The 24163-nt window shown below is 73.5% G+C and carries 18 protein-coding genes; 14 read left to right on the top strand and 4 right to left on the bottom strand.

Going from position 1 to position 24163, the window contains the following annotated elements; all coding sequences use genetic code 11:
• The first annotated feature begins 49 nt into the window (after window positions 1–49).
• From IF129_RS14400 to IF129_RS14380, 5 genes are read left to right on the top strand one after another with little or no spacing between them, the layout of a single operon-like run.
• Window positions 50–946, top strand: coding sequence for a GHMP family kinase ATP-binding protein (locus tag IF129_RS14400; RefSeq protein WP_318153743.1), 897 nt, complete (start codon window positions 50–52; stop codon window positions 944–946).
• Complete coding sequence (locus tag IF129_RS14395) at window positions 943–1965, top strand: cysteine synthase family protein (protein ID WP_191210028.1); 1023 nt, start codon at window positions 943–945, stop codon at window positions 1963–1965. The genes IF129_RS14400 and IF129_RS14395 overlap by 4 nt, the downstream gene beginning before the upstream one ends.
• The gene (locus tag IF129_RS14390) at window positions 1962–3215 is read left to right on the top strand and encodes an ATP-grasp domain-containing protein (RefSeq protein WP_191210027.1); all 1254 of its coding nucleotides are present in this window, start codon (window positions 1962–1964) and stop codon (window positions 3213–3215) included. Before IF129_RS14395 ends, IF129_RS14390 begins: the two co-directional genes overlap by 4 nt.
• Window positions 3208–4443 carry an MFS transporter gene (locus tag IF129_RS14385; RefSeq protein ID WP_191210026.1) on the top strand — a complete coding sequence of 412 codons (1236 nt, stop codon included), beginning with the start codon at window positions 3208–3210 and terminating at the stop codon, window positions 4441–4443. The genes IF129_RS14390 and IF129_RS14385 overlap by 8 nt, the downstream gene beginning before the upstream one ends.
• On the top strand, window positions 4440–5189 hold the full coding sequence (locus IF129_RS14380; protein WP_191210025.1) for a class I SAM-dependent methyltransferase: 750 nt from the start codon (window positions 4440–4442) through the stop codon (window positions 5187–5189). The genes IF129_RS14385 and IF129_RS14380 overlap by 4 nt, the downstream gene beginning before the upstream one ends.
• Before the next feature lie 67 nt (window positions 5190–5256).
• Here the strand turns inward: IF129_RS14380 and aztD are convergent, their stop codons facing one another.
• The 4 genes from aztD to aztB form a co-directional block, all read right to left on the bottom strand.
• A complete protein-coding gene (gene aztD / locus IF129_RS14375) occupies window positions 5257–6450 on the bottom strand; it encodes a zinc metallochaperone AztD (protein WP_191210024.1) in 1194 nt (397 codons plus the stop codon).
• Between the two features lie 82 nt (window positions 6451–6532).
• Window positions 6533–7462: a zinc ABC transporter substrate-binding protein AztC gene (gene aztC, locus IF129_RS14370; RefSeq protein ID WP_191210023.1), complete on the bottom strand. Its 930-nt coding sequence runs from the start codon at window positions 7460–7462 to the stop codon at window positions 6533–6535.
• Between the two features lie 62 nt (window positions 7463–7524).
• Complete coding sequence (locus IF129_RS14365; protein WP_191210022.1) at window positions 7525–8766, bottom strand: hypothetical protein; 1242 nt, start codon at window positions 8764–8766, stop codon at window positions 7525–7527.
• Window position 8767: 1 nt separating this feature from the next.
• Window positions 8768–9631 (bottom strand): zinc ABC transporter permease AztB, encoded by an 864-nt coding sequence (aztB, locus tag IF129_RS14360; protein WP_191210021.1) that lies wholly within the window; start codon window positions 9629–9631, stop codon window positions 8768–8770.
• 14 nt (window positions 9632–9645) lie between these two features.
• Between aztB and aztA the strand changes: the two genes are divergently transcribed.
• The 9 genes from aztA (at window position 9646) to IF129_RS14315 (ending at window position 24077) form a co-directional block, all read left to right on the top strand.
• A complete protein-coding gene (aztA, locus tag IF129_RS14355; RefSeq protein WP_191210020.1) occupies window positions 9646–10386 on the top strand; it encodes a zinc ABC transporter ATP-binding protein AztA in 741 nt (246 codons plus the stop codon).
• Between the two features lie 541 nt (window positions 10387–10927).
• A complete protein-coding gene (locus tag IF129_RS14350; protein WP_191210019.1) occupies window positions 10928–12406 on the top strand; it encodes a sugar transferase in 1479 nt (492 codons plus the stop codon).
• A 73-nt stretch (window positions 12407–12479) separates the two neighbouring features.
• Complete coding sequence (locus IF129_RS14345; protein ID WP_191210018.1) at window positions 12480–13796, top strand: nucleotide sugar dehydrogenase; 1317 nt, start codon at window positions 12480–12482, stop codon at window positions 13794–13796.
• A complete protein-coding gene (locus IF129_RS14340; RefSeq protein WP_191210017.1) occupies window positions 13786–15051 on the top strand; it encodes a glycosyltransferase family 4 protein in 1266 nt (421 codons plus the stop codon). Before IF129_RS14345 ends, IF129_RS14340 begins: the two co-directional genes overlap by 11 nt.
• Entirely contained in the window at window positions 15048–16475 is a 1428-nt protein-coding gene (locus tag IF129_RS14335; RefSeq protein WP_191210016.1) for a polysaccharide biosynthesis protein, read from the top strand. Before IF129_RS14340 ends, IF129_RS14335 begins: the two co-directional genes overlap by 4 nt.
• Window positions 16472–17989: a Wzz/FepE/Etk N-terminal domain-containing protein gene (locus IF129_RS14330; protein ID WP_191210015.1), complete on the top strand. Its 1518-nt coding sequence runs from the start codon at window positions 16472–16474 to the stop codon at window positions 17987–17989. Before IF129_RS14335 ends, IF129_RS14330 begins: the two co-directional genes overlap by 4 nt.
• Window positions 17990–17992: 3 nt before the next feature.
• Entirely contained in the window at window positions 17993–19915 is a 1923-nt protein-coding gene (gene asnB, locus IF129_RS14325; protein ID WP_191210014.1) for an asparagine synthase (glutamine-hydrolyzing), read from the top strand.
• Between the two features lie 26 nt (window positions 19916–19941).
• Window positions 19942–22137 carry a bi-domain-containing oxidoreductase gene (locus IF129_RS14320; RefSeq protein WP_191210013.1) on the top strand — a complete coding sequence of 732 codons (2196 nt, stop codon included), beginning with the start codon at window positions 19942–19944 and terminating at the stop codon, window positions 22135–22137.
• Complete coding sequence (locus tag IF129_RS14315; protein ID WP_191210012.1) at window positions 22134–24077, top strand: heparinase II/III family protein; 1944 nt, start codon at window positions 22134–22136, stop codon at window positions 24075–24077. Before IF129_RS14320 ends, IF129_RS14315 begins: the two co-directional genes overlap by 4 nt.
• Window positions 24078–24163: the final 86 nt, after the last annotated feature.

Raw genomic sequence — 24163 nt, 5'->3', positions numbered from 1 at the left:
CGTCCCCCTCCCGGCCGGTGTGTCCACGGCCCGGGACGGAGGAGGACGTGTGCGTGAACCGGCCAGTACGCGCCCCCGCCCGGTGCCCGCGTCCGGCGTCTGCCACGGCACCCTCGGCGAGTTGTACCAGGGGCCGCTGCGGGCCGGTCCCGCACCGGACATCGCGGTCGTCTCCTTCCCCGTCGAGCGCCACAGCCGGGTGTACTTCACCCCCGGGACACGTGCGGCGGACGGACGGGAGCCGCACCGGCTCGGGGAGAAGGCGGCCACGGCGGCGCGGCTGTTCCTGGAGCACTACGGCCTGCGCATGCCGCCGGGCGAGTGGAGCGGCCACTCGGACCTGCCGGTGGGCGTGGGCATGGCCAGTTCCACGGCGGACATCGTGGCGACCCTGCGCTGCCTGTTCCGGCTGTTCTCCCTGAACGACGACATGGACGTCACCCTCGGCGTCCTGGCGGCGATCGAGCGCTCCGACAGCGTCTTCCTCGACGAGTTCGCCCTGCACCTGAGCGGTCGGCACCGGGTGGTGCGCCGGCTGGGCACGGGCATCGGGTTCCACACCGCCTTCGTCACCGAGCCCGGCACCGTCGACACGGCAGCCGTCACGCCCCGCCTGCTGGACCACTACCGGCGGCGGGGCGAGGAGTACGAGCGGTGTCTGGCCGACCTCCTCAAGGGCTTCGACTCGGGCGACCCGGCCGCCGTCGCGCGCGCCGCGTCGGTCAGCGCCGCCCTCTCCCAGGAGGTGCTGCCGAAGACGACGTACGAGGGTCTGCTGGCCCGCCGCGAGGAGTTCGGCGCCGAGGGGGTCTTCGTCGCCCACACGGGCTGCGTGATCGGCTACCTGTTCACCCACCGCCCGGATTCCGCGACCCGGGCCGACCTGTCCGCGTACGTCCGCTCGCTCGGCCATCAGTGCTCATTCGCCCAAGGAGGCTACGGGTGATCCACCCCCACATCACCGACGCCCTGAAGGTTCCCGACCTGGTCCGCCTCACCGACGGCATGGTTCTGCTGCGGTTCGAGTCCATGAAGATCTACTCCGCGCTGGCGGCCGTCCGCCACCTGCTCGACCGGGGCACGGTCCGCCCCGGTCAGACCCTCATCGACAGCTCCAGCGGCATCTACGCCCACGCGCTGGCCCTCGCGTGCCACCGGTACGGGATGCGGTGCCACATCGTCGCCTCCACCACCGTCGACACCACGACGCTCGCGCAGCTGGAGATCCTCGGCGCCACCGTGGAGCAGGTCGAACCGTCGGAGAACCTGAAGCTCGACCAGGAGTTACGGGTCCGGCGCGTCCGGGAGATCCTCGCCGAGCGTCCGGACCACCACTGGATGCGGCAGTACCACGACGACGTCCACTACCTCGGCTACCGGAACGTGGCGGACCGCATCGCGGCGACGTCGCCCGGTGCCGAGCTGACCGTCGTCGGGGGCGTCGGGTCGGGCGCCTCCACCGGTGGGCTCGTCGAACGGCTGCGGAGACGGGACTCCTCGGTGCGGCTCGTCGGCGTCCAGCCCTTCGGCAGCGTCACGTTCGGCAGCCAGGAACACCACGATCCCGAGGCGATCATCGCGGGCATCGGGTCGTCGATCGTCTTCGACAACGTCCGCCACCACCTCTACGACACCGTGCACTGGCTGGACTTCACGCACGCGATGGCCGGTGCGATCGCCCTGCTGCGCGACCACGCGGTGTTCGCCGGACTGTCCACCGGCGCGGCGTACCTGGCCGCGCGTGACGAGGCACGCCGCCACCCCGACCGGCTGCACCTGGTGATCGGTGCCGACACCGGGCACCGCTACGTCGAACGCGTCTTCGCCCGGCACGCGGAGGCCCTGGACCCGGCGGCGTTGAAGCCCGTCGAGGTGGCCGGCCCGGAGGAGATGACCATGCCCTGGTCCCGCACGACGTGGCAGCGCGCCGCCTGCCCGGATCACTGGAAGGAGCCCGCCGCATGACCGTGGCCTGCCTGGAGTCCCTGACGTTCGGCCTCGGCCGCCTGGTGGACGCCGCCGGGGCGCTCGGCGAGCGGCTGCTCCTGCTGACGCGCGACCCGTCCTTCTACGCCTACGAACTGGACCGCCTGCCCCCCGGCTCCCTGGACGTCGTCGCGACCGACACCTTCGACGTGGAGCGGCTCACCGGCCACCTCCAGGACACCCCCGGGCTGCGCGGCCTGATCAGCTCCACGGACACCTGGACGCTCACCGGGGCGCGACTCACCGCCCGGCTGGGCCTACCCGGTCTCGACCCCTCCGTGCTGAGGCTGACCCGGGACAAGGCCGCCGTCCGCGACCGCCTGCACGGAGCCGGACTCACGCGCGGACGGGCCGTCGAGGTCCCCGCCACGGACCCGGGCGCCCGCGAGCGGCTCCTCAAGGAGGTGGGGCTGCCCGCCGTCGTCAAGGACACGGCGGGGACCGGCAGCCAGAACGTCTGGCTCGTGCGGAACGAGGAGGAGCTGGACCGGGCGCTGGGCGAGAGCGCGGGACGGTCCCTGAAGGGCCGGCTGTTCGCCGAGCCCTACTTCAGCGGGCCCGTGTACAGCGCCGAGACCCTCACCTGGGACCACCGCACCCGACTGCTCGGCGTCTCCAGCCGGCTCATGTCGCCCGAGCCCCGCTTCCGCGAGGAGATCACGGCCTTCCCCGTGGCCTTCCCGGAGCCTCGGCGGGCGTCGCTGGAGCGGTGGCTCGGCGCCGTGCTCGACGCCGTCGGCTACACCGACCGCTTCGCCCACGTGGAGTTCGTCCTGACCGCCGACGGGCCGGAGGTGGTGGAGATCAACCCCCGGATCGGCGGGGCGCTGGTCGGCGAGGGACTGTGCCGGGCGCTCGGGGTCAACGTGTACGAGGCGATGGTCGAGACGGCGCTCGGCCGCCGCCCCCACCTGATGGACACCGAGCCGCCGGGCGGCCCGGCCGTCGCCTTCGTCCTCGGCTACCCGGCCGAACCCGGCGTGTTCACCGGCGTCGCGGGGCTCGACCGGCTGCCGGGGATGCCGGGAACGCCCACCTGGTACCCGGTGCGCCGGGTCGGCGATCCCGTCGAGCACCTGGACGACAGCCGCGGGTACGCCGGCATCGTCTACGCGGAGGCGGAGACGGCCGAACTGGCCACGCACCGTGCCGTGGCCGCCGCCGGGGCACTGCGCGTGCTCACCGAGCCCTTCCCCGAACCGGACGGACGGCGGGCCCACGGTGGCTGAGCCCGCCCCGGGCGCGCCGGGGCTACGGGCGGCCCTCCTCCCGCTCACCGGACCGCTGCGCTTTCTCCTGCTCAGCTCGTTCCTCATCCCGCTCGGCAGCTTCATGGTGCTGCCGTTCATGTCCGTGTTCCTCCACGAACGGCTCGGCATGGGCCTCGGCACCGTCGGTGTGGTCCTGGCCGCCGCGTCCCTCGTGCAGTTCTCCGGCGGTCTCTTCGGCGGCGCCCTCGCGGACCGCGTCGGACTGCGCCGCACCATGCTCTGGGCCCTGACCGTGCGCACGGCCGGCTTCCTCGGGCTGCTGCTGGCGCTGCGCTGGCCGTCCCTGGCCGTCGGCGCCCTCGTCCTCACCTGCTGCGGGGCCGCGCTCTATCTGCCCGCCAACAAGGCGTACCTGGTGCACGGGGTCGACGACGAGCGCCGTCCGGCGTTCCTGTCGGCGGGCAACGCCGCGCTCAACGCGGGCATGGCCGTGGGCCCGCTCATCGCCGGGCCGTTCGTCCTGTCCGCGCCCGGATGGCTGTTCGCGTCCGCCACGGGGCTGTTCCTCGCCGTCACGGTCGGCCACGCGCGGCTGCCCGATGCGGGCGGGGGCGCCCCGTCCGACGAGGACGCCCCCCGCCCGGGCATCCTGGCCGGGGTCGTGGCACTCCCCTTCGCCGCCAACGCGCTCGCCTTCTACCTCTACTTCCACTTCCAGCACTTCCTGGCGGTGTACGCCGTCGAGCGGGCCTCCGGCACGTTCTACAGCCTCGTCCTGCTGCTCTGCTTCGCCCTGGTCATCGTCGTGCAGCCACTGGCCTCCGGACTGATCCGGCGCATGCCGTACGGCCTGGCCCTCACCCTCGGCTTCCTGGGCATGGCCGCCGGACTGGCCGTACTGGCAGCCGGCACCCGGACGGCGATACTGGCGGGCGCCGCGCTGATCACCCTCGGCGACATCGTGCTGTTCCTCAAGAACGACCTGGAGGCCCTGCGACGCAGCCCCCGCTCCGACGCCGTCGTCTTCGGACAGCAGCGCCTGGCGGCGGGGCTGGGGGCGTGCGCCAGCGGTGTGCTCGGCGGCCAGCTGTACGGCTTCGGCGAACGCGTCGGGAACACCGGCTCGTTCTGGCTGCTGGCCGCCGCGCAGTGCCTCCTGCTGCCCCCCGTCCTGCTGACCCTGCGCCGTCGCGCCGCGCGGCACCCCCGTCACGACGACCACGAAGGAGCACTGACGCCGAGATGACCTCCACCGGTGGCTTCCTGGACGACGCCTTCTGGACCGAGTTCCACGACTTCCTCTTCTCCGAGCAGCGCTACGCCCAGGCCGAGGAGCTGCTGAAGACCTCTCCCCTGCTCTCCTTCGCCCCCGGCACCCGGGTGCTGGACCTGTGCTGCGGGCCGGGGGTGTTCACCGTGCCGCTCGCCCGCCAGGGGCACGAGGTGACCGGGGTGGACCTCAGCCCGGCGATGCTGGAACGCGCCCGCGCACGGACCGCCGACGCCGGTGCGCGCGTCACCTACGTCCGGGCCGACGCGCGCACGTACCGGGCCCCGGAGGCGTTCGACGTCGTCCTCAACCTGTTCACGTCCTTCGGGTACTTCGAGGACCCCGCCGACAACGCGCGCGTCCTGCGGACCCTGCACGACGGCCTGAGGCCCGGCGGCACCCTCGTCCTGGACCTGGCCGGCAAGGAGCTGCTGGCCCGCAGGGTCACGCCGCCGAAGGTGGTGCGGCGGGGCGAGGACCTGATGGTGCAGACCGACACCGTGCTGGACGACTGGGCGCGGCTGCGCAGCGACTGGGTGCTGGTGCGGGGCGAGCGGGTGACGCGGGCCTCGCTCGTGTGGTTCGTGTACAGCGCGGTGGAACTGCGGCGCCTGGCCGAGGAGGCGGGATTCGGCCGGGTGGAGATCTTCGGCGGGTTCGACGGCCGCCCCTACGACGAGCACGCCGACCGGCTCGTCCTGCGGGCCTCGCGCGCCGACTGAGAGGAAGGGGGCGTCCCCGGCGCCTTCCGGGGACGCCCCCTCGTCGGTCGCGCGCGACGGCCGGGGGTCAGTGGCCCCCGACCACGCCCGACAGCTCGTTGGTGGGCTGGGGCAGTGTGACGGAGGCGGTCTTCTCGCCGGACTCGAGGTCGACGGCGTGGACCGCGCGTTCGCCGGGTTCGGAGACGTAGGCGGTGTGGTCCCGGACGAAGAGGGTGGGCCGGGCCTCCTGCCAGTCCAACGGCTCCCGCCACGCGTCCACCACGGGGATCTCCTTCTCCACCGTGCCCGTTTCCGGGTCGATGACGTGCAGGGCGCCGTTCGTGCCGAGGACCAGGGCCTCGCCGTGGGGCCCGCGGCCCAGTGAACGGAACGAGTAGCTGGTGCCCAACTCGACCAGGCGCAGCTCCGCCGTCTCGGTGTCGATGAGGGAGACGCGGGTCGGGCGCTCGAGTTCGGCGTCGGGGTCGGACTTGTAGTCGCCCAGGAGTACGGGGGAGGCGTCGCTGCCCGCCTGGTTCCCGATGCGGCCGTAGACGTCGGGGGAGTCGATCTTGGTGAACTCGCCGTCCTTGTAGACCAGGACTCCGTCCTCGCACCCGACGGCGATGGCCTCGCCCTGTGCCGCGGCCTCCCCGTGGACGCCGGGGCAGTCCTCGCTGCGCCCGATCTCCTTGTTCTCCGCGTCCAGCACGAGCATGCCGGTGCGCTTCTCCTCGGTGCCGACGGTGCTGAGGAGTTCGCCGTTCTCCAGTTCGACGGCGACTCCGTGGTGCGGCTCGGCGGAGGTGTAGGAACGACCGTCGGGCTTCTCCCCCTCGGCCAGGGCGGCCGGATCCAGGACGTTGACCTCGCCGGTGCCGTCCGTGAAGAGCACGGTTCTGCCGGCATGGCGGACGACGTGGCCCGGCTCGGCGCCCTCGTACGCGATGTCGGTGAGCCTCTTCTCGGCGGCGTTGAGCACGCGGAACCCGCTGTCGGTGGAGACGAAGAGGTGGTGGTCGTCGCCTGCGGGGTTGATCCGGTTGAAGCCGGGCATGTCGATGGTGTCGGCGAGTTCGAGGGTTTCGCCCTCCAGGATGAACAGGCCGCCGTCGAAGGTGGCGACCAGCGGGTCCTCGACCGTCGCCTTCGCGTCCGGTGTGGCCTCGGGCCGGGGTTCGGAGGAGGAGCCGTCCCCTCCGCAGGCGGTGAGCGCCGTGGCCACCGCCAGGGTGAGTGCGGTGGCCGTGAGGCCTCGCTTCGGGATCGATATGTTCACCGGGTGTTCCTTTCGAGCCGCGCGGTGGCGACGTGGGGTGCGGGACGTCCGGCTCGGTCGGCCGGCGTCCGTGGGTCGTGGTTCAGTCGCCGGACGTGCCGGGGACCAGCCCCTCGGTCATGGCCTTGGTGTTGGCGCGCATCATCCGCAGGTACGTGTCGGCGCCCTCGCCGGGTGCCGTCAGCGACTCCGAGTAGAGTTCGACGACCTGGACACGGCCGCCCACCTCCTCCCGGAGCACCTCGGCCAGACGCTTCGGCTGGGACGAGTCCGCGAACACCGTGCGCACGCCGGAGGTCTCCATCAGCCGGCTGAGCGCGCGCAGGTCGGAGGAGCTGGGAGAGGCCAGGGTGGTGCCGCTCGGGATGACGGCACCGAGCACGCGGAAGCCGAAGCGGTCCGCGAGGTAGCCGAAGACGTGGTGGTTGGTGACCAGGGCACGCCGGTCCTCGGGTATGCGGGCGAAGGACCGCGTCATCCAGCGGGTGAGGTCTTCCAGGCTCTCGTCGTAGCGCTCGGCGTTCGCGCGTATCGCCGCCGCGTCCACGCCGCCGACGTGCTCGACCACGTGCTCCGCTATCAGGCCCGTCGCCCTGCGCATCCGGTCCGGGTCGGTCCAGAAGTGCGGATCGGGTTGCCCCTCCTGGCGGTGCGGACCGTCGTCGCCGAACCGGAAGGTGAGAGGTGAGACGGCTCTTGCGACCTCCACGGTGGCGACCCCGGACTCCCGGGCCGCCGTCACGTGCCGCAGCACGTTCTCCTCCAGTCCGAGGCCGTTGAACACGACCAGGTCGGCGCGTTCCAGCTCCGCGGCCTGGGGTGCCGAGAGCCCGAAGGAGTGCGGGTCGGCGTTGGGCTTCATGAGGACGGTGACCCGGGCCTCGTCGCCGACGACCTGCCGCGTGACGTCGCCGAGGATGTTGGTCGTGACGACGATCCGGGGCTGGTCGCGCTCCGTGGCGCAGGAGGTCGCGGCACCGGCCGCGAAGAGCGCGAGCAGCGCCGACAGCATGGCGGGCCACCGTACTCCCCGGCCCCGCGTCCGCCGTGGCCTCGCGGTGGTGGCGGACACCCTCACCACCCCGTCTCCGCCATGAGGTGCGGCTCGATGTCCACGTCGAAGGTGCGCGCGACGCGCAGGTCGTCGTCGTGGTCGATCTCGTACACGCGTCTCCCCCGGGGGTCGTTGAGATAGGAGCGGTTGCGGTCGACCTCGATGACCGGCCCGCCGTCGGTGCCCGCCCGGTGCTCCCCCGTCAGGAGCGGCTCGGTGCGGGCGACCTCCTCGCCACTGCCGATGTCGTAGCCGTGCAGCGCGCCGTCGGTCTCGAGGACCAGCAACGGGGAGCCCTCGCCGGCGGTGCCGACCGCGACGACGGGGCCGGTCTCCACGCGGGTCCAGGTCCGTTCGGTGACGTCCAGGACCCAGACGGCGTCCGTCCCGGCCGGGGCGGTGAGGGTGTCGCTGCCCGGGCGCTGCCGGAAGCCGACGGCCCGTTGTGCGGCCGGAACGTCCTCTCCGTAGGAGATCTTCTCGGCCGTGAAGGCACCGTCCCGCTCTCCTACCAGCAGGACGCCGTCGGCACATCCCAGCACCGCTCCGCGGCCGGTGACGGCGGCCCCTCGGGGCCGGTCGCACGCGGCGCGCGGGGATTCGACGGGGTCGCCCTCCCGGTCCAGGACCGCGAGCCTCGTGGTGCCGTCCCGCTCCGTGAAGGTCAGAAGGTGTTCCGCGTAGGGCAGGACGGGGCCGGCGTGGGTCCCGGGCAGTGTGCGGGGGGAGCCGATCCGGCCGTCCTCGAGCTCGTCGCGGTCGTAGAGGAGGGCTCGGCCCTCCCCGTCGGTCACGGCGGTGACGGCGGAGTCGCCGTGCATCCGGGCCTCCGACCCACCGGGGATGTCGCCGAGTTCGCGTATCGCCGCGCGGTAGTAGTGGACGTGGTCCCCGTGGTCCACGGTCCAGGCCCCGCTGTCGATCAGGTGCGTGCTCCGCGCCGTGTGGAAGTGGCCGAACCGTCCGTCCGTGCCCAGCCGGACGGTGCCCTTCACCGAAGCGGTGCTGTGCACGGTTCCGGTGATGAGGTCGAGCACGCGGCTGTCGCCGCTGACGGGGTCGTTGAGCAACAGGCGCGACTGCTGCTCCGGGGCTTCCTCAGCGCCTTCGACGTATCCGTGCGGGGCGGCCGACGAGGCATGTGCCCGCGGCGAGGGCCCGTCGCTCCCGGATTGCGCGCAACTCGTGGCGAGGAGCAGCGTGACGATCACTGCGGACGAGGTTCGCGCAGCGGCGCTCCCGCGGGCGGTCAAGGCGGTCATGTCAGGCTTTCTCCGTGGTGGCGGGGGTGAGGGCGTCGGCCGGGCGCCGGAAACGGCGCCGGAGGCCAGAGGCCAGGTGGGAGAGGAAGAAGAAGCTCACCGCGAGCGCCGAGACGGTCGCGCCGGCGGCGGTGCCCAGGTGCCAGGACAACAGGAGTCCACCGAACGTGGCGGTGGCACCCAGGAGGGCCGCGAGCCCCATGACGTCACGGACGTTCCGCGCCCACGGCAGTGCCGCCGCAGGTGGGGCGATGAGCAGTCCGAGTACGAGCAGCGTTCCCACGATGTGGAACGAGGTGACGATCGCGAGACCCAGCAGGCCCAGCAGCAGGGCGTGGGCGAGACGCGGCCGCAGGCCGAGGGTGTGGGCCTTGCGCGGGTCGAAGGCCAGGGCGAGGAAGGCCCGGTGGCCGAGAAGGGCGACCACGAGCGCCGCCACCAGGGCCGCTGCCAGGAGCAGCAGGTCCTGCTCCCGGACGGCGAGGACGTCACCGAACAGGAAGCCGGTCAGGTCCACCGCGAACGACGGGGAGCGCGAGACGATGATCACCCCGAGGGACAGCATCCCGACGAACAGCAGGCCGATCCCGGTGTCCTGGGACAGCCTCGGGGTCCGCCCCAGCGCGCTGACCCCGGCGGTCATGACGGCCGCGCTCACGGCGGCGCCCACCAGCAGGTCGCCGCCGAGCAGTGCGGCCAGCGCGACGCCCGGCAGCAGGCCGTGGGACATCGCGTCGCCGAGGAAGGCCATGCCGCGCAGCACCACCCAGGTCCCTGCGAGCGCGCAGATCGCCGACACCAGAACACCGCCCCACAGGGCCCGCTGCACGAAGGCCGCCTCGAACGGGGCCGTCAACCACTCCATACGAGAACACTACAATGACAATCATGTTCATCAAGCCCGATGCCCCCTCCCCACCCGCGCAGCGGACGCCGCACCTACGCCTGACCGCCCTGTGCGCCGGCTACCCCGGCCGCCCCGTGATCCGCGAACTCGACGCCCGCTTCGACAGGTTGACCACCACGGCCCTCATCGGCCCGAACGGCAGCGGGAAGTCCACACTCCTCGGAGTCCTGGCCGGTGTGATCCGTCCGACATCAGGAGAGGTCCTCACCCACGGAGACCGCCGGCCCGCGTTCGTCCCCCAGCGCGGAGGCGTCGCGGACGCCCTGCCGCTCACCGTGCGACAGGCCGTGGCGATGGGGCGGTGGGGCGTGCGCGGCCCGTGGCGCCGGCTGACGAAGCGCGACCGGGCGATGGTGGACAGCGCCCTCGACCGACTCGGCATAGCCCACCTCGGCTCGCGCCAGCTCGGCGAGCTGTCCGGCGGGCAGCGTCAACGCGCGCTGATCGCCCAGGGCCTGGCGCAGGAGTCCGACCTCCTCCTCCTGGACGAGCCGACCACCGGGCTGGACCCGGAGGCCGGTGAACGGATCGGGGTCCTGCTCGGGGAGCTCGTCAACGACGGCGTGACCGTGGTCCAGGCCACGCACGACCTCCACGCCGCACGCGCGGCCGACCACTGCCTGCTGCTGCGCGAGGGGCGTCTCGTGGCCGAGGGACACCCGGGCCGCGTCCTCACCACCTCGGCGCTCGCCCGGATGTGGGAGTCCGCCTGACAGGACGGAGTTCACCAGCGCGCCGCCCCGGCACCGGGGAAACAGCACGCCCGGACCTGCGAGAAGGGTGACTGGAGCGTGTCGTGGTGCCGACGTTTCAGGCGGTGTTCACCGAACAGGTGAACCAACCCCAAATCTCCGGCACGAATTTCACACATCCTCTCTTCATACCAACTGCCAATGGTCTAGATTGACGCGTGCTTCAGCCGTTCAGGACTGGGGCGAACGTCATGATCTTTAGGTCCGGCGTGGACGGCGAGCAGTCGCGTCCCGGTGCCGGGCTTGGGGGTGGTCGATTCCCGGGGCCCGGGAGGAAGCCCCTGGTGCGGGGAGCACCGGGGATTCGCGTACCCGTGGCTCTCGGACAACAGGCGGGGCACGTGGAACCGCCATGGCCGCACGCGGTCGTGGTGCGTCGGTCGGGCCCGGTCGGAACATGCACGGAGGCGGGAAGCCGCCTGCCGTGAGGAGGGGCAGGAGGACGGGGGCCTCCCATCGGGAGGAACGGTGTTGGGCGAGCACGTCGAACCTGGGGGGTTCTGTGCGGCAAGCGGGATTAGTCAGCCCGTCTCCGCCGGCGCACGGGCGTCTGGCGAGCGGGACGATCAGCAGACCCACGATCGACTGGGAGCAGCGGTACCGGCGCTACGTCATCGGCGCCGACACGGTGGCCACCGCCTGTGTGGTGGCGGCGATCGGCAATTTCTTCGGGGCCCGGGACGCGGCCGACTGGCACGAGAAGTGGGGCATTCTCGCTTTCGCCACCGAACTGCTGGTACTGGGAACGCTGGCGGTGACCCGGGCGTGGGCTCCGGCGGTTCTCGGCCAGGGGGCTGAGGAATTCCGCCGTCTGGGACGCGCGCTGTTCACGGCGACCGTCGTCCTCGCACTCGCCGGAATCGCCCTGACCTCGCGCAACATCAAACTCTGGATCTTCGTCGCGATCCCCGCGACCGCGCTCGTCACCATGACGGCGCGCTATCTGCTGCGCCTGTGGCTGCACAAGCAGCGCAACGAGGACCGGTGCCTGCGTCCGGTGCTCGCGGCCGGGAGCCCGGCCACCGTGCACGACCTCATCACCCGCACCCGCAAGTTCCCGCACCTGGGCTGGCGGGTGGACGCGGTGTGCACACCGGACGGCCTCGGGCCCGGCGGTGACCACCTGGACGGCGTACCGGTCGTGGGCCGGCTGTCGGAGGTGGCGAACCACGTCCGCCGCGACGGCTACCGGGTCGTCGCGGTCACCCCGGACCCGCACTGGTCCCCCGACCGGCTGCAACGGCTGGCGTGGAACCTCGAGGGCAGCGACGCCGAGATGATCGTGGCCCCCGTCCTGATGGAGGTGGCCGGACCCCGGCTACACGTCGACGCGGTGCTCGGGATCCCGCTCCTGCGGGTCAGCATGCCGACCTTCACCGGCGGGCGCCGGGCGGTCAAGGGAGTCGTCGACCGGGTGGGCGCGGCGGTCCTGCTGCTGCTGTTCGCCCCGCTGATGCTGGGCGTCGCCCTGCTCGTGCTGGCGGACAGCCGGGGCGGGGCGTTCTACCGCCAGCGCAGGGTCGGCAAGGACGGCCGCGAGTTCACCATGCTCAAGTTCCGCACCATGGTGGCCGGAGCGGACCGGGCCCGGGCGGAGTTGGCCGACCGCAACGAGGGCGCGGGGCTGCTGTTCAAGCTCCGCCGGGATCCCCGGGTGACACGGGTGGGAAGTGTGCTGCGCCGGTACTCCATCGACGAGCTGCCCCAGCTCCTCAACGTGCTCACCGGGTCGATGTCGCTCGTCGGCCCCCGGCCCCCGCTGCCGGAGGAGTCCGCCGCGTACAACCCGGACATCCGGCGGCGGTTGCTGGTCAAGCCGGGGCTCACCGGCCTGTGGCAGATCAGCGGACGCAGCGACCTCTCCTGGGAGGAGACGGTCCGGCTGGACCTGCGGTACGTGGAGGACTGGTCGCTCGCCCTGGACACGGTGATCTTGTGGAAGACGCTCCGGGCGGTCGTCCACGGGCAGGGGGCCTACTGATGCGCGGCCGTCGTCGTGCGGCCCGTGCGCCGATCGCAGGCCGAGAGGGCCTGCCTGTGGGGAGGAACAGGTCATGAGGGTCAGTGTCTTCGGGCTCGGTTACGTGGGCTGCGTGTCGGCCGTGTGCCTGGCCCGGATGGGCCACGAGGTCGTCGGGGTGGACGTGAACCGGGTCAAGGTCGACCTGGTCAACGAGGGCCGGGCCCCGGTGGTCGAGGAGCGCATCGGCGAGCTCACCGCCGAGGTCGTGCGGAGCGGCGCGTTACGCGCCACCGACGACGTCGGCGAGGCGGTCGGGGCGAGCGAGGTGTCGCTGGTCTGCGTGGGGACACCGTCCGAGCCCAACGGCAGCCTGTGCACGACGTATCTGGAGCGGGTCACCGAGCAGATCGGTGCCGCGCTGGCCGAGCGGGGCGGGCGGCACACCGTCGTCTTCCGCAGCACGATGCTCCCGGGCACCTGTCTGAACCTGCTGGTGCCGATCCTGGAGAAGTCCGTCGGCGGTACGGCCGGCGTGGACGTCGGGGTCGCGGTCAACCCGGAGTTCCTGCGCGAGGGCACGAGCGTGCGGGACTTCTACGACCCGCCCAAGACCGTCATCGGCGAACTCGACCCGGCCAGCGGCGAGGTGGTGCGGGCCCTGTACGAGGGCCTGCCCGGCGAGGTCTTCCGCGTACCGATCCCCACGGCCGAGGCCATCAAGTACGCGGACAACGCCTTCCACGGCCTCAAGATCGGCTTCGCGAACGAGCTGGGCGCGGTGTTCCAGGCCCTCGGGGTGGACTCCCACCGGGTCATGGACGTGTTCCTGGCCGACCGCAAGCTGAACATCAGCCCCGCCTACCTGCGGCCCGGCTTCGCCTTCGGCGGCTCCTGCCTGCCCAAGGACCTGCGCAGCCTCGTCCACGCGGCCCGGCGTGCCGACGTCTCCGTGCCCATCCTCTCCCACGTGCTGCCCTCCAACGAGGACCATCTGCAGCGCGCGGTGGAGCTGGTCGAGCGCACCGGCAAGCGCCGGGTCGGCCTGTTCGGGCTGTCCTTCAAACCCGGCACCGACGACCTCCGCGAGAGTCCGCTCGTCGAACTGGCGGAGCGGCTCTTCGGCAAGGGCTACGACCTGCGGATCCACGACGCCAACGTGAGTCTCTCCCGGTTGCTCGGCGCGAACCGCGAGTACATCGAGACCCGGCTGCCGCACCTCGCACAACTGCTCGCCGGTTCCGTCCGGGAGGTGCTCGACCACGCCGAGGTGTGCGTGGTCGGCACCAGGGATCCGGCCGTCCTGGCGGCCCTGCCGCACGGCGACGGACCGGCGATCGTCGATCTCGTCCACCTTCCCGACGCCGAAGCGCGTCAGACAGAACCGGGGTACACGGGCCTTGCTTGGTAACGCGACCAGTGGTGACCGGCGCGGCCGGCGCGCGCTGGTCCTGGTGGAGAACCTGTCGGTGCCGTTCGACCGGCGGGTGTGGCAGGAGTGCACGACGCTGCGCGACGCGGGCTGGACGGTGGACGTCATCTGTCCGCAGGGGAGCAAACGGGACACCGAACCGGAGGCGGAGATCGACGGGGTGCGGATCCACCGCTACCCGCTGCGCGCGGCCACCGGGGGTCCCGCCGGATATCTGCGCGAGTACGGATCGGCGCTGTGGCACACCGTGCGGCTGGCGCGGAAGGTCGGCCCCGTCGACGTGGTCCACGCCTGCAACCCCCCCGACCTGCTGTTCCTGCCCGCCCTGTGGCTCAAGCGGCGCGGAGCGCGGTTCGTCTTCGACCAGCACGACCTGGTACCGGAGCTGTACCTGTCCCGGTTCGACCGGGGGCAGGACGTGCTCTACCGCGCCGTGTGCGCGCTGGAGCGGCTGACGTACCGGGCCGCCGACGTGGTGCTCGCCACGAACGAGAGCTACCGCGACGTCGCGGTGCGGCGGGGCGGACGTCGGGCGGAGGACGTCTTCGTGGTGCGCAGCGCCCCCGACGTCGACCGCTTCCACCCCGTACCACCGGAGCCCGCGCTCAAGCGCGGCAAGCCCCACCTGCTGTGCTACCTCGGCGTCATGGGACCCCAGGACGGGGTCGACTACGCCCTGCGGGCCCTCGCGAGGCTGCGCGACGAGCTCGGACGGACCGACTGGCACGCGGTGTTCGTCGGCGCGGGCGACACCTTCGACGCGATGGTCGAGCTCTCCCGGCACCTCGGGCTGACGGACCACGTGCAGTTCACCGGACGCGTACCGGACGCGGACCTGGTGCGCTACCTGTCCACCGCCGACGTGTGCCTCTCCCCCGATCCGCACAACCCGCTCAACGACGTGTCGACCATGAACAAGGTCCTGGAGTACATGGTGATGGGCCGGCCGGTCGTCTCGTTCGACCTCCGGGAGGCGCGGGTCTCGGCCGCGGACGCCGCCCTCTACGCCCCCGCCAACGACGAGACCGCGTTCGCCGGGCTGATCGCACGGCTGATGGACGACCCGGAACTGCGGGCGCGGATGGGCACGATCGGCCAGGAGCGGATCAACGGCCCGCTCTCCTGGCGCAACTCCCAGGCGGCGCTGCTCGCCGCCTACGCCGCCGCCTGCCGGGACCGCTCCCCGGTGCCGGCCGGCGCCCCGGGACGCTCGGGGAAGAGGCCGCGTCGTTGAGCGAGGACACGATACGCCTGGCCACGGTCGGGCGGTTGATATACCGGCGGCGGCGCCTGCTCGCCCTCCTCACCCTGGTGGGGGCGCTCGTCGGCTACGGCGCCTCCGTGCTCTTCCCGCCGCGCTACACCGCCACGGCGTCGGTGGTCCTGCCGGGTGCGTGGGAGGAGCGGGAGCTGCTGACCCAGGCGGCGATCGCCGACAGTTCGGTGGTCGTCGACCAGGTGGCCGCCGCACTCGACTGGCCCGGAGTCGACGGCCGGGAGCTGCGGGAGGACGTCAGCGCCGGGGCCGCCGACGGCAACATCATCGAGATCTCGGGCACGGCCGACACACCGGAACGCGCCCAGCGGCTCTCCGACCAGGCGGCCCGGCAGTACGTCGCCTTCGCCGCGGGGCTGGCGGGCGACGGCACCGCCGAGGCGGAGCGGCCCGAGTCGCTGCGGCAGCTGGTGGTGCGCACCAGCCGGCGCATCACCGAGCTGGCCGAGGCGACCGACCCCGGGCAGAGCGTGGAGAGCGTGCAGACCCGCACCGAACTCACGAAGCTGCGCACCGCGTTGCAGGAGGCCGGTGACCGGTTGGAGGAGGCCGACCCCGTGGCGGACCGGGCCGCCCTGGTCGTCATGGGTCCGGCCGCCCGGCCGGACGGCGAGGCACCGCCCACGCGGGCGCAACTCGTCGTCGGCGGGGGCCTGCTCTTCTTCCTGTCCGCGGTCGTCGGGCAGCTCACCGCGGCCCGCATGAGCCGTCGGCCGCGCACCGAACCGGAGACCGCCGCCGCCCTGGGCACGACGCCCCTGGGCACGGTCGACGTCCCCGAGGACCCGAAGGACCTCCGGCACGCCCCGGCGCCCCGGGACGGGGAGGCGCCCCGGGCGGCCGACCCCGGGCCGCGCGCCCGGCTCCGCCGACTGCTGGGCCTCGACACCCGGTGGGACGTACCGACGCCCCGGGCCTCCGGCGACGAGACCGGCAGACAGGCGCGCTACCGGCGGGTGCACGCCCGCCTCCAGGCCCGGCTGCCGGGCCGCCGGCCGCTCCTGGTGCTCGTCCCGGAGGGCGACGCGGTCGCCCGCAGCGCCGCCGGACGCCTCGCCGCCACGGCGGGCGACGCTCCTCCCCCCGGCTCACCGGGCACCGGGCGCCCCGCGCTGCGCGTGGTGGAGGTCTCGGTCGCGCGGCCGTGGGTACCGGACCGCGACGAGGCGTCCGGGGCCGTGGTCGTGCTCAGCGCGGGCAGCCGGACCACCGAGGAGCTGGCCGGGGTCGCCGAGGCGTGCGCGGACGCCGGGCACGAGGTCGTGGGGGTCGTCCTCGCCGGACCGGTCCGCCCCCGACCGGCGCGCTCCGCCGCCGACACCCGGGACGCCGCCGCGCCCGGTCGCCCGGTCGCCGAAGACGCGAAGGGGGCCGCGACGTGACGACACGTACGACGCCGGACCCCGCCCCCACCGCTCCGCTGCTGGACCTCCAGACCCTGGTCGTGGCGGTGCGGAGACGACGCCGCCTGTGGTCCGGCCTGGCGCTGCTCGGGCTGCTCGCCGGTGCGGCGGCGGCCGCCCTGCTGCCACCGCCGCCGACGGCGGTCACCAAGGTGCTGGTCGCACACGAGGCGGACCAGCCGAACGATCCCGGCACGCTGATCCGCACCGACGTGGCGCTGCTGCACACCACGCGGATCGCCGACGCGGCCCTGCGGTCCCTCGGTTCCCCCGGGAAACCGGAGGAGTTCATGGAGGAGTACGAGGGGCTCGGCCTGACGAACAACCTCCTGCAGATCACCGTGAGCGGCGGCACCGAGGAGGAGGCGGAGGCCCGCGCCCGGGCGCTGGCCGACGCGTTCGTCGCGGACCACGTCCGACGGATCCGCGAGAGCGCGGACGCCGAGGCCGAGGCCCTGCTCGCCCAGCGCGACCGGCTGCGAGACGAACTGACCGAGGTCAACGAGGAGATCGAGGACGACACGGCGGAGAGCGGGGCCGCGGCCCCGGCGGACCTGGAGTCCCTCTTCGCCCGCCGGGCGGAGCTCACCTCGGAGATCGGCGCGTTCGGCCGGCGCGCCACGGAGGCGCGCATCGGCACGGCCGAGCTCGTCTCCGGCACGCAGATCGTCGACGCCCCGCGCGCCCTGCGGCACTCCGTGCCCAAGGCGGCGGCCACCAACGGCGCGATCGGGCTCGTCCTCGGGCTCGTCCTCGGGCTCTCGGTCGCGGCCGTCGGCACCGTGGTCGGGGACCGTCCGGTGCTGCGCCGGGACATCGCGGCGCACCTGGGCGCGTCGGTGGTCGCCGAACTGCCCGGCGGATCGCCGCGACTGTGGCGGCGCCGGCGCGTCCGGTCGGCACGGTCGCGGCTCACCGCGACCCTGGCCCGCACGCTGCGCGGCTCGGCGGAGCCGGTCTCGCTGCTGGAGCTGGGCTGTGCGCGCGGCACGGGCGTGCTCGCCCTGGACCTCGCCCGCGCCCTGGCCGAGGAGGAGCCGGTGGTCGTCGTCGACGGGCTGCCCGGTCGGCAGCTCGCCTCGCGCCGAACGGGGCCCGGGGACCCGGTCGTCGTCCGCGGCGACGGTGGCACGGACGCCGCGCCCCGCGAGCGTCGGATCGGCGTCGGATCGGTGGCGCCCGGAACGGCGTGGACCGACCTGCGGCACCTCGGCACCCGGACCGTACTCGTCGTGCGGGCCGGGCACGGCAGCGCCGCCTGGCTGCACACCGTGGCACGGCAGCTCGCCGAGCAGGACGTCCCGGTGCTCGGCGTGGTGCTGGTCGACCCCGACCCGCGCGACCGGACCGACGGCACGCTGTGGGACGGGGCACCGGCGGCGCCGCGCGGGCGGGACGAGGGGACCGCACGGCCGAACGGGAGAGCGCGGCGGCCAGAGCGGCTCGCGGTGGGCGCGGCACGCGTTCCGGACAGCGACGAGGAGGTGCGGTAGGACATGTGCGGTATCGCAGGCACGTACCGGTGGCCGGACGGAAAGGCCGTCACCGACCGGCTGACGGACACACTGGCCCACCGGGGCCCGGACGGGGCGGGCCGGTACGGCCACGCCCTCGGCGACGGCGAGGTCCACCTCGGACACCGCCGACTGGCCGTCATCGACCTGTCCGGGACCGGCGCGCAGCCGATGGTCTCCGGCGGCCTCGCCCTGACCTACAACGGAGAGCTCTACAACGCGCCGGAGCTGCGCGCCGAGCTGACGTCCGCCGGGGTGCGCTTCCGGGGCACCTCGGACACCGAGGTGCTGCTGGAGGCCTGGCGGCGCTGGGGCACGGACTGCCTGCCCCGGCTGCGCGGCATGTTCGCCTTCGGCGTCTTCGACGAGCGCACGGGTGAACTGGTACTCGCCCGCGACCAGCTCGGCATCAAGCCGCTCTTCCTGCTGCGGCGCGGCACGGGGCTGGCGTTCGCCTCCGAGCTCAAGGCGCTCGCCGCCGGGACCGGCCGGTCGCTGGAGGTGGACCCCGGGGCGATGGTCGCCTCCCTGCTCTACTACTGGGTGCCGGACTCCCGGTGCGCGTTCCGGGAGGCGGAGAAGCTGCCGCCCGGCAGCTGGCTGCGGTGCCGGCCCGACGGGCGGGTGCAGCGCGGCCGGTTCTGGAACCTGCGGGACGTCGCCGCCGAGGGCCGGGAGCGGGCCCGGAGCGGGGAGCGGCCGGACATCGCCGCCGTCGTCGAGGAGTCGACCCGGCGGCACCTGCTCTCCGACGTGCCCGTGGCCACGTTCCTCTCCGGCGGCCTGGACTCCAGCTACCTGACGGCCCTCGCGGCCCGTGACCGCCCCGGGATCTCGGCGTACACGATCGGGTTCCGCGCCGAGGACGCCCGGTTCGAGGCGATGCCCGACGACCTGCGCCACGCGCGCCGGGTCGCCGAGCGGTTCGGCGTCGACCTGCACGAGATCGAGATCGCTCCGGACGTCCTGGAGCTGCTGCCCCGGATGACGTACCACCTGGACGAGCCGATCGGCGACCCCGCCGCGATCAACACGTTCCTGATCTGCTCGGCCGCCCGGGAGGCCGGGGTCAAGGTGATGCTCTCGGGCATGGGCGCGGACGAGTTGTTCGCCGGGTACCGCAAGCACCTCGCGAACCTGCTCGCACTGCGCTACCAGCGTGTCCCCGCGCCCCTGCGGCGCGGCCTGTCGACGGCCGTGGACCGGCTTCCGGTCGCCTCGGCCCGGCGGGGGTACCGGTCGGTGCGCTTCGCCAAGCGGTTCCTCTCCTTCGCCGACCTGCCGGAGGAGACCGCCTTCCGGCGCAGCTACACCATGTACGACCGGGAGGAGCTGCTCGCCCTGGTGAATCCGGACCTGGCCGGGACGGTCGAGGACGTGCTGGCCGAGCACGCGGACGTCTACGAGGACAACGACCTGGACGACTTCGTCAACCGGATGTGCCTCGGGGACACCCGCATGTTCCTGCCGGGCCTGAACCTCGCGTACACGGACCGGTCGAGCATGGCCGCGTCCACCGAGGTACGGGTGCCGTACGTGGACGTGGAGGTGGTCAGGGCGGCGTTCGCCGTGCCCGGTGACCGCAAGATCGCCGGCCGGCAGGGCAAGGCCGTCCTGAAGGAGGCGGCCTGCTCGATCCTGCCCCGGGAGGTCGTGTACCGGCCCAAGGGCCTCTTCAGCGCCCCGCTGCGCGCCTGGATGAGCCGGGACCTGGCCCCGCTGGTGCGCGAGGTCGTCGACGACGGCCTGCTGGTGCGCTCCGGGCTGCTGCGCCGGGACGCGCTGGCGCGGCTGGTCGCCGAGGACGCCGCCGGGCACCGCGACTTCTCCAAGCATCTGTGGCATGTGCTGACCCTCGAGTACTGGTACCGCGGCGCGACCTCCGGGTCCGGCCAGCTCCCTTGACGACGTAGAGACAAGAGGACTTTCGGGTGAAACAGGTTGTGCAGAACTACAAGAGCGGCGAGCTGGCGCTGCTCGACGTGCCCGCACCGCGGTGCAAGCCGGGTGGCGTGCTGGTCCGGAGCGCCTACTCGCTGATCTCCACCGGGACCGAGCTCATGAAGGTGTCCGAGGCCGGCATGTCGATGCTGGGCAAGGCCCGCTCCCGGCCGGACCAGGTGGCCAAGGTCGCGCAGAGCGTGGCGACCAACGGGATGTCCGCCACCTACCGCAAGGTGATGAACCGGCTGGACTCCTACACGCCGCTGGGCTACTCGCTGTGCGGGGTGGTCGAGCAGGTCGGCGCCGGGATCGACGACGTGGCCGTCGGCGACCTCGTGTCCTGCGCGGGCAACGAGCACGCGTTGCACGCCGAGCTGAACTGGGTGCCGAAGAACCTCTACGCCCCGGTACCGGAGGGTCTCGCGTCCCGGCACGCGGCCTTCGGCACCGTCGGGGCGATCGCCCTGCAGGGCGTGCGCCAGGGCGAACCGCAACTGGGCGAGGTGACGCTGGTCGTCGGGCTCGGGCTGATCGGGCAGCTCGTCGCGCAGTTGCTGACGGCCTCGGGGGCCCGCGTCGTCGGCGTGGACCCCGACGCGGCGCGCTGCGCGCTGGCGGAGAGCCTGGGCGCGGCGGCGTGCGGCGGGCCCGGCTCGCCGACGGTGGAGAACGCCGTCGCCGAACTCACCGGCGGCCACGGCGTCGACCAGGTGTACCTGGCCGCCGGGGGCGGCGGCAACGAGCCCGTCGAGATGGCCGCCCGGCTGAGCCGGGACCGGGGCCGGGTCGTCGACATCGGCAAGTGCCGGCTGGACCTGCCGTGGAACGCCTACTACGAGAAGGAGCTCGACGTCCGGTTCTCCCGCAGCTACGGCCCCGGGCGCTACGACCCGGAGTACGAGCTCCAGGGCCGGGACTACCCGATCGGCTACGTGCGCTGGACCGAGCGCCGCAACCTGGCGTGCTTCCTCGACCTCGTGGCCCGCGGCCGCCTCGACGTGGAGCCGCTCGTCTCCCACACGGCCGACTTCGCGGACGCCGTCGAGACGTACCGCGGCATGAACGACGGCGATCTGAAGGCCGTGGCCGTCCTGTTCCGCTACCCCGGACGCCCGGAGGAGGCCGAGGTCCAGCGGCCCGCGCCCCCGCAGGTGACCCTGCCGCCGGTGCCGCGCGGCGCGGCCCCCGCCCCGGCGCGGCGCGTCGCCGGGGCCCCCGTGCGGCTGGCGTTCGCCGGTGCGGGGAACTACGCGACGTCGATGCTGCTGCCGCACCTCACCGGGCGGGAGGGCGTCGAGCTGTCCACGGTCGTCACCACGACGGCGCTGTCGGCGGCCAACGCGCGGCGGAAGTTCGGTTTCGCCCACGCGACCACCGATCTGGACGCGGTGCTCGGCGACCCGGCCGTCGACGCGGTGTTCGTGGTCACCCGCCACAGTTCGCACGCCGAGCTGACCCGGAAGGCGCTGCTGGCGGGCAAGGCGGTGTTCGTGGAGAAGCCGCTGGCGCTCGCCGAGGAGGAACTGGCGCACGTGCTCGCGGCGGTGGAGGAGTCCGGCAACGACCGGCTCCAGGTGGGCTTCAACCGCCGGTTCGCGCCGCTGCTGCGCGAGGCCGCGCAGCGGTTCGGCACGCCGACCGGGCCCGCGAGCCTGCGCTACCTGGTCAACGCGGGCCGACTGGAGCACGGCAGCTGGTACCTGCGGCAGGACACCGAGGGGTCGCGGTTCGCCGGGGAGGGCGGGCACTTCATCGACACGGCGAGCCACCTGCTCGGCGCCGATCCCGTCTCGGTGTACGCGGTCACCACGCCCGGTACCGAGGACCTCCAGGTCGTCCTGCGCTACCCGGGCGGATCGACCGCCACGCTCAGCTATGTGACGACCGGCCCCTCCGCCTTCCCGAAGGAGACGCTGGACCTGGTCGCGGACGGCCGCGCGCTGCGGTTGGACGACTTCGTCCGCGCCTCGGTGTACGGCCGCAAGCGGTGGGTCAGTTCCCGGTTGCCCAAGGCACGGGACAAGGGCCAGCGTGCCGAACTGGACGCGTTCCTGCGGGCCGTGCGGACCGGTGGGCCCATGCCGGTGCCGCTGGAGTCGCTGGTCGCCACCACGGCGGCCACCCTCGCCGTGCCGACCGCCCTGGCCACCGGCACGCCGGTGACGTTGGCGGAGGCGCGATGAGCATGGGCGCGGCCTGGTACCTGCGGCGGCTGTCGCGGATGGGGCCCCGGGAGGTCGGCGGCCGGGTGGCGGACACGGTGCGCAGACGGCGCTGGCGCTCCTCGCCGCCCGGCTGCCCGGACGTCACCGGCGCCCGCTTCACCGCCGCCCTGCCCCCCGGGGCGGCGGCCTCGGTGCCACCGGACGCCGCGAAGCGCCTCCTCGCCCACGCGGACCGGCTGATGGAGGGGCACGCGGAGTTCTTCGGCGTGCCCCGCGAGGACATGACCGACCCGGACTGGTTCTTCGACCCGAAGACGGGCCGCCGGGCTCCGGAGGGCTACGCCTTCGACGTGCCGTACCGGGACGAGGAGACGATCGGGGACGTCAAGCAGATCTGGGAGCCGTCGCGGCACCAGTACCTCACCGTCCTCGCCGCCGCCTACGCCGTCAGCGGGGAGGAGCGCTACGCCGAGCGGGTGGCGGCGCACCTGCACTCGTGGTGGGCGGCCAACGCGCCGCTGCGCGGCGTGCACTGGACCAGCGGCATCGAGCTGGGCATCCGCCTGCTGTCCTGGGTGTGGGTCCGCAGGCTGCTGGAGGGCTGGCCGGGTGCGGCCGAGCTGTTCGAACGCAACCCGGTGGCGCTCCGGCAGGTCTGGCACCACCAGCGGTGGCTGGCCGCATTCCCCAGCCGGGGCTCCTCGGCGAACAACCACGTCATCGCCGAGGCGGCCGGGCAGCTGGCGGCCTGCTGCGCCTTCGACTGGTTCCCCTCCTCGGCGCGCTGGCGTGCCGAGGCGCTGCGGACGCTGGATCGGCAGCTGCGCGGCAACACCTTCCCCTCCGGGCTCAACCGCGAACTGGCCACCGAGTACCACGGCCTGGTCCTGGAGCTCGGCCTCGCGGCCGTGGCGGAGGCGGAGGCCGCCGACGTACCGGTCCCGGCCTCGGTGCGGCTGGTCCTGCTGCGGATGACGGACGCCCTCGCGGCCGTCGTGGACGACCGGTTACGGCCGCCGCGCCAGGGGGACGCCGACGACGGGCACGGACTGGTGCTGGACGGCGAGGGCACCGACCGGTGGGGCTCCCTGCTGGCCACCGGGGACGCCGTCTTCGGCCGCCTCCCCTGGTGGCCGACGGTGACCGGCACCGATGTCCGCACCCCGTTGCTCGCCGCGCTCCTGCGGCCCACCGCACCGGCCGCCTCCCGCCCGCCGAGCCGGCCGGCCCACTTCGCCGACGCGGGGCTGACGGTCCTGCGGGGGCCGGAGGGCATCTGGTGCCGCTGCGACGGCGGTCCGCACGGCTTCCTGTCCATCGCCGCGCACGCCCACGCCGACGCGCTCTCCGTGGAGGTCCGGCACGACGGCGTCGACGTCCTCGCCGACCCGGGGACGTTCTGCTACCACGGGCAGCCCGCGTGGCGGCGGTACTTCCGCTCGACCCTCGCGCACAACACCCTCGAGGTGGAGGGAGCCGACCAGTCCGTTCCGGGCGGGCCGTTCCTGTGGACCCGGCACGCGCGCAGCCGCGTCCTGGTCGCGGACCCCTCGGGCCCGGAGGTCTCGCGCTGGTGCGCCGAGCACGACGGCTACCGGGGCTCCGTGCACCGCCGCAGCGTGGAGCTGACGGCCGCGACGCGGGAGTTGCGGGTGGTCGACGAGCTGCGGGGCCCGCGCCGGGCCGTCCGCCTGGCCTTCCACCTCGGCCCGGCCGTCACCGCCGACCTGACGGGGAACCGGGCCCGGCTCGGCTGGACCCGGGACGGCGCCGAGCGCTCGGCGACCCTGGAGCTGCCCGGGGAGCTGACCTGGCGGGCGCATCGCGGCGAGAGCGACCCGCCGTTGGGCTGGTACTCCGCCGGCTTCGGGCGCAAGGAGCCCGCCACCACGCTGGTGGGCTCCGGGTTCGCGGGCAACTCGGCGGAGTTGACCACCGTGCTCGGGTTCCACGGCTAGGGGCGCCGGTGGTGGATCCGAGGGGAGGACGGAGTGCGGCCCGGCGCGCGCTCCCGTCGTCGGCGCGGAGCGCGGGCGGCGCGTCG

Origin of the sequence: Streptomyces chumphonensis, assembly GCF_014779715.1 — a bacterium.
GTDB lineage: Bacteria > Actinomycetota > Actinomycetes > Streptomycetales > Streptomycetaceae > Streptomyces > Streptomyces chumphonensis.
Note: the sequence above shows the minus strand (reverse complement) of the source record. Positions and strands in the feature narration are given on the sequence as shown.

What these genes read in the sequence shown, in the direction of transcription:
- IF129_RS14390 (WP_191210027.1), top strand. Translation starts at nt 1,962, where the DNA reads ATGACCGTGGCCTGCCTGGAGTCCCTGACGTTCGGCCTCGGCCGCCTG.
- IF129_RS14380 (WP_191210025.1), top strand. Translation starts at nt 4,440, where the DNA reads ATGACCTCCACCGGTGGCTTCCTGGACGACGCCTTCTGGACCGAGTTC.
- aztC (WP_191210023.1), bottom strand. Translation starts at nt 7,462, where the DNA reads ATGCTGTCGGCGCTGCTCGCGCTCTTCGCGGCCGGTGCCGCGACCTCC.
- IF129_RS14365 (WP_191210022.1), bottom strand. Translation starts at nt 8,766, where the DNA reads ATGACCGCCTTGACCGCCCGCGGGAGCGCCGCTGCGCGAACCTCGTCC.
- aztB (WP_191210021.1), bottom strand. Translation starts at nt 9,631, where the DNA reads ATGGAGTGGTTGACGGCCCCGTTCGAGGCGGCCTTCGTGCAGCGGGCC.
- aztA (WP_191210020.1), top strand. Translation starts at nt 9,646, where the DNA reads ATGACAATCATGTTCATCAAGCCCGATGCCCCCTCCCCACCCGCGCAG.
- IF129_RS14345 (WP_191210018.1), top strand. Translation starts at nt 12,480, where the DNA reads ATGAGGGTCAGTGTCTTCGGGCTCGGTTACGTGGGCTGCGTGTCGGCC.
- asnB (WP_191210014.1), top strand. Translation starts at nt 17,993, where the DNA reads ATGTGCGGTATCGCAGGCACGTACCGGTGGCCGGACGGAAAGGCCGTC.
- IF129_RS14315 (WP_191210012.1), top strand. Translation starts at nt 22,134, where the DNA reads ATGAGCATGGGCGCGGCCTGGTACCTGCGGCGGCTGTCGCGGATGGGG.